Raw genomic sequence first — 11,048 nt, 5'->3', positions numbered from 1 at the left:
TGCACCGCATCAGTGCCATAGGTTTTGAAGATCCTCACGGCCCGCGCCGTGCCAACGCCATGTTGGTGCAGGAAGACCATGATCTCGCGGATGACCTTTTGATCGGCCCAGCCCGACGTGATTTTATCCGCGCGTTTGGGGCCTATACCTTCGACTTCGCGCAGGCGCTCGGGCGTTGCCTCGATGATATCGAACACATCCTTGCCGAACATCTTCACCAGTCGCTTGGCATAGACCGCTCCAATGCCGCGGATCATGCCGGAGCCAAGATATTTCTCGATCCCGTCGATTGATGACGGCGCTGAGGTGCGCAGAAACTGCGTTTTGAACTGTAGGCCATGGGTGCGGTCGTTAATCCACACGCCGGACGCAGTGACCCATTCCCCTGCCGAGATCATGGCGGCATGGCCTACGGTGGTAACAAGGTCGCGATGCCCACGCGCTTTAACCCGCAAGACGCAAAAGCCGGACTCCTGACTGTGGAACGTCACCCTCTCCACCAGGCCCGCAAGGACCTCTGTCTGGCTATCGCCTTTGGGCTTCATCCGCCGCGCTGCGCACGCCGCCAGTTCCACGGCATGTCAAACTGCCCAGACCAGATATTGCGGCGGCTTCGGCGCGCATCCTCCTCGGCGGGGATATAGTCTCGGGAATACCGACGATAGGCCACGGCCCAGCCTTGCTGAACCATCCATTCATTCAGGTCGCTGCCATCCTGCACGCACACAGCAATCGCGCGGCCGTAGCGATCCGTGTCACGGACGCGGCAGGAGACTTGTTGCCGCCCGATCCTATCAGATAATGCCAAGGCTGCTTGTTGGCCACAGCGCAATGACGTGCCGTCTGCGCGAATGCATATCTGACGGCTTTCGGGCGCATCGATGCCGTGCAAGCGGATCCGCTGCCCCCGAACCTCTAACGTGTCGCCGTCTATCACGCTGCTCACACCAGTAATTGTCTCTGCCATGGCCGGCATGGGTGCAAAAAGAAGGGCGGCAATGAGGGCCAAATTGCGCATCAGTGGTTAGATCCTGCGTTTAAAGCGGTATTTTTGATGGCATCTGGCACAATGATGTCCCGGGGCCGAGTCCGGCCCAGACCGGACATGGTCCTGCAAACCATCAACGTATGATTTACCGCATTTTTCACTACGCACGTACCTCCGTATAGGCGCAAAGTCATTCAAAATTCGACGTGTGCCCTCAAAATGGTGACCCGGGTTTGCGGGCGTCAGAAGCCACGCCCGTTCTGCTTCTTGATTTTTTTAACGCGGTGCTTTTGATAGCCGTCGATTTGACGGTATAGGGGGCATCGCCTGTTGAAGTTGAGATGGGTTATGGAGACGATAATCGGATCATGGGTGCCCTGTCCGTCGAGGTCGAGACGGCATGAGATGCCACCTTCTTCGCCCATATAGAAGACCTCTACCACTTGGCACTGTTCTGGCAGAGTAATTGGAGCCACTTGTCGCCGTATCATACCCTTTAGGCTTTGTGATAGCCTAGCTGTGAAAGGCAAATATGCATCCATTTCTGCGATGAGCTTTTGGGTCTTGTCAACGTCGTCGATCATGTTGGTCAACTGCTTTGATTTTTGGCTTGCGGCCACTTTAGACTCGACGTCCCAATTCTGCAAAATCCCCTCGCAACACTGCTGACACTTGCGGCATGATGACTATCAGATTTGCGCAATGAATGACCTCTTTCGCTTGTCTGAATATGTCACCTCACGACCGTAGCGAACTTCCGGTTCCCGCCCTTTGCGACGGATTCAGCGCTCTGCACAAATTCGTAGAAAGGCTCCAGAGCTGCCCTTCGCTGCGATAGGCACCAACGGCCGCTCCGCGGAGAGGCTGTGTGAAAACTATCGAGAGCTTTCACAAATGCGAAAAATTGCCAGATTTAGGCACGCTCTCGTCGAGCTGAACCAACAAAATTAGCAACTCCCGAAAACGAGCGGCGCGAAATCATGAAGAATTCCGAGTTTTCACACAGCCTCCGGACAAGACTGCCTTTGATGTACTAAGACTAGACCGGCCCGCTGCCGCATCTCGGTATAGGGCGTCCGCGATTGGCATAGGCTAGGAACATGACAATTTCGTCGGGACCCGGCGCATCAGGTATACAGAGCGTCATTGTGTCGAAGTGGTCAAAAGACCAAGTTTTGTCCTTATGGCCAAGAGGTAAATCGATAGAGGTTCCGGACGCACCGACTTTCACGTTGGACGGGACGACTGCTTCCCCGCCCTGAGCCGCAGCACGCATCGGCGCACCCAGTCTGGGATGAATAGTGGCCCCTCCATGTTCCATGTCGCCCGCGACACCAACGATCGCCGCCTTGCCATATGACACAGGAGACCCAATGAGCTGCTCGACGGCTTGTTCGGCGAGTTGCTGCCCCAGTTCGGCGCCGATTTCGAAGAGTACGGAAAGGTCGGCCTCGAAACGTCCTGCCAGCGGATTGCGAAAGACTGCGGCAGCCGCAACGCGTGATACCGGTTCGCATGGTTTGCCAAAGGCATCAGACGTGATCAACTCGCGAACAAAGATTGTTTTTCGTGCCAGGACCATTTCTGCCTCCATAAATCACTATTTACGAAGATGGCTGGTTTTGGCTTGTCGGTCGATAGCTTTCCCAACCGGCTGAAAGTGGACCGTAAGGGGGTGGCTTTGGGTAGAGTTTCCAAAGAATTTCAGGCGGTTGGGAAAGGCGTCTCAGTCTACAAGACCCAGCTGCCGTGCAATGGTTGCGCCATCGTAATAGTCGCGGCCTTCGACCACCAATCCGTCTTTTACCCTCATGACCGAGCAATAGCGGACTTCGGCCCGTTTGCCGGTCGGCGCAAAATCCCCAAGGCTTGAGCGCAGAGTACCAGTGTGGGTGCCCGTATTGCGAAACTCGACAGTGGCCCATTCACCGCAATGACTGACTATAACATTCTCGACCTTGCAAAGTCCGTCTGGGAAAGCCTCGCGCCAACGGAAGTAGTCTGCTTTGTATGCATCTTTTCCCGATAACTTTTCGCCGCGCGCTATATCCTCGAAGTCGCAGTCCGTGGCAATGACTTGTGCGCCGCGGTCTGGATCGCGCATATCCCAGGACTCATGAAACTGGCGGACGATCTTTTCAGTAGGATGCATAGTCTGGCTACCTTTCTAGCTGGCGCAGGGGTCCGGTCCCACGGTTTTCTTGATTGACCATGACCAACAAAACACGTCGCGGCAATTCTTGCGAAGTTCGGACTTTTCCTTGTTCCCGGTCGCCGGGCCTTCACCGACATGACAAAGAACGTCTATTTTGGGCTCTTTGCTGCCGTTCGCTGCGTATGCCTTCAATGTCTGCATAGGCCCCCTGAGCACGGCCAAGCGTCGCAAAAGGAGTAGACGCGCGTGTGGTAACACCCTTATGCGGGGCCCATGAACAGTTCTACCTCCTACGCTCCCTCCACGGACCGCATCCTAGCCGGTGTGGCTCTGATGCTAGGATTTTGCGTAACCGCCCCCTTACTGGATGTGGCGGCCAAGCTGGCATCGGGCAGCGTGCCGGTGGGACAGATCACGGCCGCACGCTTTATCGTTCAGTGCGTGCTGATGGCGCCGTTTGTCTGGATGATGGGTCTGTCGTTGCGGGTGGCGCGGGGGCAATGGCTGGCGCTGTTGTTTCGCGCGGTACTTTTGTTTGTCTCGACCTTTTGCTTTATCGCTGCGATCCGGGTCATGCCCCTTGCCGATGCCTTAGCGATTGTGTTTGTAGCCCCGTTCATCGTGCTGCTGGTGGGGAAGTTCTACTTGGACGAAGATGTCGGATCGCGCCGCGTAAGCGCAGCGATTGTGGGCTTTGTGGGTGTCTTGTTTGTGATCCAACCCAGTTTTGCAGCCTTTGGCGCAGTGGCGCTGTTTCCGCTGGGCACTGCGGTGGGGTTCGCGCTCTATATTCTTGTGACACGCGGGCTGTCGCGGCGAATGCATCCCGTCACCTTGCAATTCCACACAGGCCTTATCGCCAGCCTCCTGTGCCTGCCGGTAATGATATTGGCCCAAGGCACGGGGGCTGAGCTGCTTGATCCAGTTTGGCCCAAAGGCGTTGTGTGGCTCTGGCTGTTGGGCGTCGGGTTTTTCGCCTCGCTGAGCCATATGATGATGACCTATGCGCTGTCGCTGGCGCCTTCGGCCACACTGGCACCACTGCAGTATCTGGAACTGCCGGTGGCGACATTGCTGGGCTATCTGGTGTTCGGCGACTTCCCCAATGCGCTGACCCTCGCCGGAATCGCCATCATCATCGGCGCAGGACTGTATATGATCCACCGCGAAAGGGTGACCGCCCGTCAGCTGATCACTGAGTGCGCTGCTCCACCGATTTGAGGTGGAGCGATCTTTAATGCAATGTACCCACAGCCGACGGGCAACCCAGCCTGAGATGCCGCTGGTCCAGCGGGACGGATTCAGCGCATTGCGGAGGGTTGTAAGCGGGGATCTTGGGCGAAATGCGGTCGTTCGCGGCGCTTTGCTTGAAGGGCAGCTCTGCGGAGAGGCTGTGTGAAAACTATCGAGAGCTTTCACAAATGCCAAAAATTGCCAGATTCAGGCACGCTCTCGTCGAGCTGAACCATCAAATTAGCAACTCCCGAAAACCAGCGGCGCGAAATCATGAAGAATCCCGAGTTTTCACACAGCCTCCGGACGAAGCCGACCTTGGGTGTCGCTGCATTCATATCCCCTTTCGCGGTGTGCCGCATGACCACAAAACAGCGCGACTACGCGATTTGACATAGGTCATTTAACGCGGAGCTCCTTGGTATAGTTTCCAATCAACGAATTCTTTACGTCGGATACAAAGAACAAGCATCGCGAGTGGATATGCGTTTCAGCCTTCCTAGAGCATTGGGATATGCGGTCGGTGGGCTCTGGACAGGCTGGGGCGGACGGAAGCGGATTGAAGCCAAGCAACTCGGCAATATGCGGCGTCTCGTGGAAAAAGCGCGGCGCGAGTCGCCGTTGTATCACCGGCTCTACGCGGATCTGCCTCCATCAAGCGAGATTGAGCTGAGCGACTTGCCGGTGACCCGCAAACCCGAGCTCATGGCGGAGTTCGACGATTGGCTGACAATCCGTTCTCTTTCCCTCGACAAGGCCCGCGAACATCTACGGGACATCGGGAAAGTTGGGGTGCCGATCGACGATGTCGCCGTCTTTCAGACCTCCGGGACATCGGGCGAACCCGCGGTCATCGTCATATCTGAATCGTTCGTGGAATATGCCTATGGCATCATGCTGGCGCGCTTTGAACGATACCACCGCAAGCTCGTGCGAGACGTCCGCAAGCTCGGTGACAGGGTGACGATCACAGGCGGGCATGGCCACTTCGCCGGAAACGGGTTTAACAAACTGGTGCAAAGGTTGAATCCGCAGCTGGCGAAGGGGTTTGGGGTAACCTTCATTGAGGCCGACCAGCCTATTGGTCAACTCGTTGACAGACTAAATGCGATTGCGAAAATCGCCTGGATCGTGACCTACCCCAGCATGCTGGCCATCCTGGTCAGGGAAAAAGAGGCCGGGCGGCTGCGGATCGCGCCTGCGCTCTTTACCACGGGAGGCGAGACACTCACGGACGATCTTCGCGCGCGGGTTGGGCGGGCCTTCCCCTCGCTGAAATACGGTATTGCCGACCCCTATGGGTGCACCGAGTGTCTGGCGCTTTCGTTCGAATGCAGCCACGGGCGCAAGCATGTGAACGAAGACTGGGTCATCTTGGAGACGGTCGATGAGGCGATGCAGCCCGTTCCCGATGGCACTTTGTCGGCGACAGTGTTGCTGACAGTCCTCGCTAACGAGGTTCAGCCTTTCATCCGATACGATCTCGGCGACTGCGTACGTTTCGACGAGGAACCCTGCGCTTGCGGGTCGCCATTTCGCAGTTTTCAAGTGGAGGGACGCCAAGCGACGCTCGTTCGTGTCGGCGAGGTGACGCTGTCACCACTCGTTTTCGAACTCGAGCACGAGAGCGCCCGGCGCAGCCAGTTGGTCCAGACCAGTGACAAGGAATTCGAAGTGCGCATACAACTGATCGATGAGACGGCGGCGGGGCGAGTCTTTCAAGAGGTCATAGCTTCGGTAAAGCAGGTGTTTCGCGATAACGGCCTGGATGATGTGGCGGTGCGAGAAAGCGAAGCATCGCCCGAATTCACCGCCAGCGGCAAGTTCCATGAAGTATTGCCTTTGCGTCGTACCGGCTCAATCACGTGACATAACCCGGCATGCGCCGTTAGGTCCAAGAAAAGCAAAATGGGCTCGAAGCCACCGCGCACAGTGATTTGTTCGAAGGTCCGCAATGGGCCGAAAGTAACACATGCCGCGCCATGCACATTTCGACAAGAAGGGCGATGAGCGTCCGTTCGTGGCGCGATGTACCAAGGCCTGTCAGGCGAACAATGTTGACTTTTAGCCAACGTCCATCAACTCTATTAGGCGTGCCCAGCTTTGCGCAGGCCTTCGATCATGTGCGCGCAATCTTGCGTCCCGACATTCCATTTTCGAATTTCCGCTTCAGTGGTAATGCTGGGTTTCACCTTTCTCATCATCGCCAGTGACACGGCTGCTTCTTTCCGGTCAAGGTGCCCAAATGCTGCGGCGTTCAGGAGATGGGTCCAGTAAAATTCGGGCATACTGATGCGCTGAACATCGACCAAAACCTCGTCGTATCGCCGGTGATGCAAATGCAAAAGTGCGGAACTGAAATGATACCAGCCAGGATGCAACGGGTTCAGCTTTTTGGCTCGGTCAGATAGCTCAGTTCCCAAGTCAAATCTTCCCAAGAAAGACATATAATGGCCAACCTCAGCCAGTATTTCAGGATCGTTCGGGTTGAGGTCGAGCGCACGCTGTGCTTCGGCCTCAAACTTTCCGATGTCCTTCTGAAAAAAATGTACGATCGCTAACCAACAGCGCGCATATGCACTTTGCGGGTCGAGTTGGGTGGCCCTAAGGGCCATGGCCAGAGCCCGCTCAATCGGCTTTGGACGAGGATTGGCCTCAAAGCGGTGCTCGGCCAGATAGACATTGGCCAGTAGGGCATGAGCCTCTGCGTAGTTCGGATCAAGTGCGATCGCTTTTTCAAGAAGATCTCGCGCTTCTGCATGCATGTCCTCGTTCAAGGTGGCGGTATAGCGCCGTGCACGTAGCAAGCAGTCATAGGCATCCCATTCGGAGGGGCTTTTTTGCAAGGCATGTGTCAATGCGGTATCCTGCATCTTAACCCCAAGCGATGCGACAATCATGCGAGTTATCGCGTCCTGGACTGAGAAAACATCCTCGAGTCGCCGGTCATAACGATCTGCCCACAGGGAAACGCCCGAAGCCGCCTCAATCAACTGGACAGCGACACGCAGCCTGTCGCCTTCTCGACGCACGCTACCGTCAACGATATAGCCAGCTCCCAGTTTTGCTGCAATCTCGGGGAGCGCAACATCGCGCTTTTTGAAGTGAAAAGACGAGGCACTGGCGATTACTCTCAGTTCTCTGAAATGGGTTAGATTGGCGATAACGTCCTCGGTCAGTCCATCGCAAAAATAGTCATCCAGGCCCGCGCTTGCGATCTTGAACGGCAAAACGACCAGTGTTGGCATAACTGTTGCCGTATTTTTCTTGGCCACAGGTTGAGTCATTGATTTTGGTATTTTGATCACGGTTGGATCGGGTTCAGATGAACCGTCAAAAGCCTCACCACTTAGGCGGACGGTCGCGTCAAAGTCGCACTTTATTTCGGCGACAAATCTGAATCCACGTCGCTGTACCGTCCTGATTACGTTTTGCGTCTCACCGGAATCTCCAACAGCCCGTCTAAGCGCAAATATCCCGCTGCTTAGCGTGGTATCGGAAACGGCACGACCTTGCCACACGGCTGCAATTAGATCGTCGCGAGACGCGATCCGGTCGCGGTTATGGATCAAGTACAGCAACAAGTTGAAGACTTGGGGTTCCATGGCAACGGGTTTGTTATTCTTGCGCAGCTCGAACATCTCTGAATCAAGATGAAAGGAGCCGAACTGGTAGATCATTGAAACTCCATTTTCGCCGTGATCGAAAAACGATGAAATCTAAACGTAATCTCAATGCCTTCATCAAGCAATGATGTCGGGGCTCGGTTAGGAATTGGCACGATCCAAATTTGGAAAAAGGAGTATCTCTATGACCTGGTCGCTTAAAGGAACCTATTTTGAAAGCTGCAATTGCGAGGTCGCCTGTCCTTGTCTTTTCCTCAGCCCCCCAAGCCAAGACGAGTGCACCGCGCTGGTCGGTTGGCACATTGAAGACGGCGAAGACGAAGGCGTGTCGCTTTTGGGCCTCAATGTGGCTCTTGCCGTGCACTCTCCGGGCCACATGGCCACAACCCAGTGGAACGTCGCCCTCTATGTCGATGAACGCGCCGACGAGGCACAGAATGCCAGCTTGATGAAAATATTCGGCGGTCAAGGCGGCGGTCATCCGGCCCGACTAGCCACCCATATCGGGGCCATAGTCGGTGTGCGTTCAGTGCCGATTGAATTTACCGTGGATGCTGGCAAGCATGGGCTCAAAATCCCGAACATTGCGGATGTCGAGGTGGATCAGATTTCCGGCCAGGGCGGCGATCCAGTCACAATTTCTGGCCATCCTTTATGCATAGCACCGGGGTTTCCAGCGACAGTAGCCAAATCCAGCAAGATGGTTTTCAAGGACCATGACATGGACTGGAATCTGTCTGACAAAACCGCCGTGTTCTCTCCGTTTGCTTATCAGAGCGAACAATAATGGACCGCGCGGGTTCGATGCCCGGCACAACGGCGCATATGACGCCCGCGCGTCTGGCTCTGTTGTTGGGCGGCCCAATTGCCGTGGCCGTGGCGTCGTGGATTTATCTGGCACTCATGATCACCGACATGTCCGCGATTCCTGGCATGTCCGCGATGATGATGTCTCCTCAGATGTTCACGCCGATGCAATTTTTCGGCCTGTTCTTGATGTGGGCGGTCATGATGTCCGCGATGATGCTGCCCACGGCGGCCCCGATGATTGGGGCCTATGCGCGGATGCAGGGCGCTGACCGCGCGAGAGGCGCCGGTTGGCTGCCGGTTTTTGCTTTCTCCGGCGGGTATGTTCTGGCTTGGGCCGGCTTTAGTCTAGTCGCGGCGGGGCTACAGGCGGGGCTTACCAACTTGGCCGTGATGTCCCCAATGATGATGAAGGCCGCAACACCGCTGGGGGGTGGCATTCTTGTGATTGCAGGGCTGTATCAGTTTAGCCCGATCAAACACGCTTGCCTACGTCAGTGCCGCACACCGATCAGTTTCTTGATGACCCAATGGCGCGACGGCGAATGGGGTGCATTGACAATGGGCTGGCGGCACGGCCTGTTCTGTGTCGGTTGCTGTTGGGCGCTGATGGGGCTTCTCTTCGTCGTGGGCGTCATGAACACCGCATGGATCATCGCGATCACAGTCTACGTCCTCGTGGAAAAAATCGTTCCAAGCAGCGAGATCCTTGCAAAGTTTGTCGGTGTGACAATGGTTGGGTTAGGTCTTTTGATCAGTTTTTAAAATAGATCTGATTGCGACTCCATCGAGCGCCTTGTGCCAATCGAGCGGATACAAACCCTGCTGTCGCTGCAATCTCTGGCTCTGATCACGCCTCTCAAACTTCTGACAGTGTAGTATTCAGCAAAATGGGCGCCAAGCCGACCTTCGCTGCACTCTGCACCAATGACCGCTCCGCGGGACAAAGCAGCCAAACCCTGGAACGAGGCGAAAGGCTTTCTGACAAATGTCAGCCAGGCCAATTCGAAGGCTGCTTCATTCATGCGCCGCTAAAACAACCAGGCGTCACGAAACTTGCATCCTGCTCGTGGAATTGAGAGCCTTGTGGCCGCGACCATAATTCCACTTAGTCAATATTTGCATTTGAGGCTCTTATGAACTCCAGTCCGATGACATTTAAAAGAAAACTGGCCAATCAAGACTTACGATTGACGGCTCATGTTTGTACAATCCCTTCCGCAATAGTGACACAGGCAATTGCGTCCGCCGGGAGTGATGCGGTGATCATCGATATGGAACATGGAGCAATCGATTACTCCTCGGCGCATGCGATGATTGCGGCCACGGCCGGGACGTCTTGTGCTCCGTTGGTGCGTGTTACCGAAAATGATGCTGCACAAGTAAAGCGCACATTAGATTTGGGAGCCGAAGGAATTGTTTTCCCGATGATCCGTAGTGCAAGCGATGCTAAACGGGCAGTCGCCTCATTGCGATATCCTCCCAACGGTACAAGAGGGTTCGGACCATTTTTGGCGCACTCACGGTGGGACACCTCTTTGCTTGATTACCGCGAAGCAGTGGACGACCAGATTGTGTGCTGCCTTTTAGTCGAAACCCGCGATGCGATTGAGAATATCGAGGAAATTTGCGCGGTTCCGGGCATTGACGCTATTATTCCTGCACAGTTTGATCTTTCAACCGATCTCGGCATCTCTGGTCAGTTTGATCATCCAGATTTTCAGACGGCTATTGCGAAGGTCGAGAGAGCCGCGAAAGCTGCAAATATCCCTCTAGGAAATGTCGGACTCGCAAAGCCGCAAGCCGATGCGCTTTTTGCCAAAGGCTATCGAATTATTGCGGGGTTCGACATTCTTTGGCTCAAAGCAATCGCAGCTGAAACTCAGTCATGGACCAAATAGAAGTTGGCTGCCTGTCATATCTGCACGTTGGACACGACCATCCAATATAGACACCGCCCAGTCCCCGCGGCTTCCTCCCTGAGAGATTTTTCAACGCGGGTCACAGTCGAGCCAAGCCGAAAGACCGCACACTGGCCCGCATCAGAAAATCTTCATCTTAGCTACCGTTCGCTGCGCAGAGTGCGGAGGTCTGCTAAGTTGGACAAAGTCGTCGTTCGACGAAAACCAGTTTTGGCGCAACCAAATTGGTTTAATCAAGCAATTTCGGATATACTTCCATTCAGAGACGGATTGCATAGCGGGCGGGAGGTTTCCAATGTCGACTAACTCTTCCAGTT

Annotated in this window: 11 protein-coding genes; 5 read left to right on the top strand and 6 right to left on the bottom strand. The window is 55.2% G+C overall.

Annotated features, from left to right (window positions below; translation table 11 throughout):
• From AC221Y_RS13955 to AC221Y_RS13935, 5 genes are all read right to left on the bottom strand, one after another.
• Nucleotides 1-545, bottom strand: a 545-nt coding sequence (locus AC221Y_RS13955; RefSeq protein ID WP_486707555.1) for a YrrC family ATP-dependent DNA helicase, incomplete at its 3' end; no start/stop codon positions are given.
• Nucleotides 542-1,018 (bottom strand): thermonuclease family protein, encoded by a 477-nt coding sequence (locus tag AC221Y_RS13950; protein ID WP_299756248.1) that lies wholly within the window; start codon nucleotides 1,016-1,018, stop codon nucleotides 542-544. The genes AC221Y_RS13955 and AC221Y_RS13950, both read right to left, overlap by 4 nt.
• Before the next feature lie 212 nt (nucleotides 1,019-1,230).
• Nucleotides 1,231-1,572, bottom strand: coding sequence for a hypothetical protein (locus AC221Y_RS13945; protein WP_299756250.1), 342 nt, complete (start codon nucleotides 1,570-1,572; stop codon nucleotides 1,231-1,233).
• 455 nt (nucleotides 1,573-2,027) lie between these two features.
• The gene (locus tag AC221Y_RS13940) at nucleotides 2,028-2,570 is read right to left on the bottom strand and encodes an amino acid synthesis family protein (RefSeq protein WP_486707554.1); all 543 of its coding nucleotides are present in this window, start codon (nucleotides 2,568-2,570) and stop codon (nucleotides 2,028-2,030) included.
• Nucleotides 2,571-2,714: 144 nt separating this feature from the next.
• Nucleotides 2,715-3,140 carry an ester cyclase gene (locus tag AC221Y_RS13935; RefSeq protein WP_299748422.1) on the bottom strand — a complete coding sequence of 142 codons (426 nt, stop codon included), beginning with the start codon at nucleotides 3,138-3,140 and terminating at the stop codon, nucleotides 2,715-2,717.
• Between the two features lie 276 nt (nucleotides 3,141-3,416).
• On the opposite strand from AC221Y_RS13935, the gene AC221Y_RS13930 reads away from it, so the two are divergent.
• Together AC221Y_RS13930 and AC221Y_RS13925 are read left to right on the top strand one after the other, a co-directional pair.
• On the top strand, nucleotides 3,417-4,364 hold the full coding sequence (locus AC221Y_RS13930; RefSeq protein ID WP_299748425.1) for a DMT family transporter: 948 nt from the start codon (nucleotides 3,417-3,419) through the stop codon (nucleotides 4,362-4,364).
• Nucleotides 4,365-4,970: 606 nt separating this feature from the next.
• Nucleotides 4,971-6,245 carry a phenylacetate--CoA ligase family protein gene (locus AC221Y_RS13925; protein ID WP_486707553.1) on the top strand — a complete coding sequence of 425 codons (1,275 nt, stop codon included), beginning with the start codon at nucleotides 4,971-4,973 and terminating at the stop codon, nucleotides 6,243-6,245.
• Between the two features lie 218 nt (nucleotides 6,246-6,463).
• Here the strand turns inward: AC221Y_RS13925 and AC221Y_RS13920 are convergent, their stop codons facing one another.
• Nucleotides 6,464-8,056, bottom strand: coding sequence for a winged helix-turn-helix domain-containing tetratricopeptide repeat protein (locus tag AC221Y_RS13920; RefSeq protein WP_299748430.1), 1,593 nt, complete (start codon nucleotides 8,054-8,056; stop codon nucleotides 6,464-6,466).
• Nucleotides 8,057-8,186: 130 nt separating this feature from the next.
• Here AC221Y_RS13920 and AC221Y_RS13915 point away from each other — a divergent pair, with 130 nt between their 5' ends.
• From AC221Y_RS13915 to AC221Y_RS13905, 3 genes are all read left to right on the top strand, one after another.
• Nucleotides 8,187-8,789: a DUF1326 domain-containing protein gene (locus AC221Y_RS13915; RefSeq protein ID WP_299748433.1), complete on the top strand. Its 603-nt coding sequence runs from the start codon at nucleotides 8,187-8,189 to the stop codon at nucleotides 8,787-8,789.
• Nucleotides 8,789-9,574 (top strand): DUF2182 domain-containing protein, encoded by a 786-nt coding sequence (locus tag AC221Y_RS13910; protein ID WP_299748435.1) that lies wholly within the window; start codon nucleotides 8,789-8,791, stop codon nucleotides 9,572-9,574. The genes AC221Y_RS13915 and AC221Y_RS13910 overlap by 1 nt, the downstream gene beginning before the upstream one ends.
• A 371-nt stretch (nucleotides 9,575-9,945) precedes the next feature.
• Nucleotides 9,946-10,710 (top strand): HpcH/HpaI aldolase family protein, encoded by a 765-nt coding sequence (locus AC221Y_RS13905; protein WP_486707552.1) that lies wholly within the window; start codon nucleotides 9,946-9,948, stop codon nucleotides 10,708-10,710.
• The last annotated feature ends 338 nt before the right edge of the window (nucleotides 10,711-11,048 follow it).

The sequence above is a fragment of the Boseongicola sp. genome (assembly GCF_057460485.1).
The sequence above is the reverse complement of the archived record's forward strand: the minus strand, read 5'-3'. Positions and strand labels throughout refer to the sequence as shown.

Bases quoted from the DNA above. Each gene is read 5' to 3' on its own strand.
- AC221Y_RS13950 (WP_299756248.1), bottom strand. From the start codon at position 1,018: ATGCGCAATTTGGCCCTCATTGCCGCCCTTCTTTTTGCACCCATGCCG.
- AC221Y_RS13945 (WP_299756250.1), bottom strand. From the start codon at position 1,572: ATGATCGACGACGTTGACAAGACCCAAAAGCTCATCGCAGAAATGGAT.
- AC221Y_RS13940 (WP_486707554.1), bottom strand. From the start codon at position 2,570: ATGGTCCTGGCACGAAAAACAATCTTTGTTCGCGAGTTGATCACGTCT.
- AC221Y_RS13935 (WP_299748422.1), bottom strand. From the start codon at position 3,140: ATGCATCCTACTGAAAAGATCGTCCGCCAGTTTCATGAGTCCTGGGAT.
- AC221Y_RS13930 (WP_299748425.1), top strand. From the start codon at position 3,417: ATGAACAGTTCTACCTCCTACGCTCCCTCCACGGACCGCATCCTAGCC.
- AC221Y_RS13920 (WP_299748430.1), bottom strand. From the start codon at position 8,056: ATGATCTACCAGTTCGGCTCCTTTCATCTTGATTCAGAGATGTTCGAG.
- AC221Y_RS13915 (WP_299748433.1), top strand. From the start codon at position 8,187: ATGACCTGGTCGCTTAAAGGAACCTATTTTGAAAGCTGCAATTGCGAG.
- AC221Y_RS13910 (WP_299748435.1), top strand. From the start codon at position 8,789: ATGGACCGCGCGGGTTCGATGCCCGGCACAACGGCGCATATGACGCCC.
- AC221Y_RS13905 (WP_486707552.1), top strand. From the start codon at position 9,946: ATGAACTCCAGTCCGATGACATTTAAAAGAAAACTGGCCAATCAAGAC.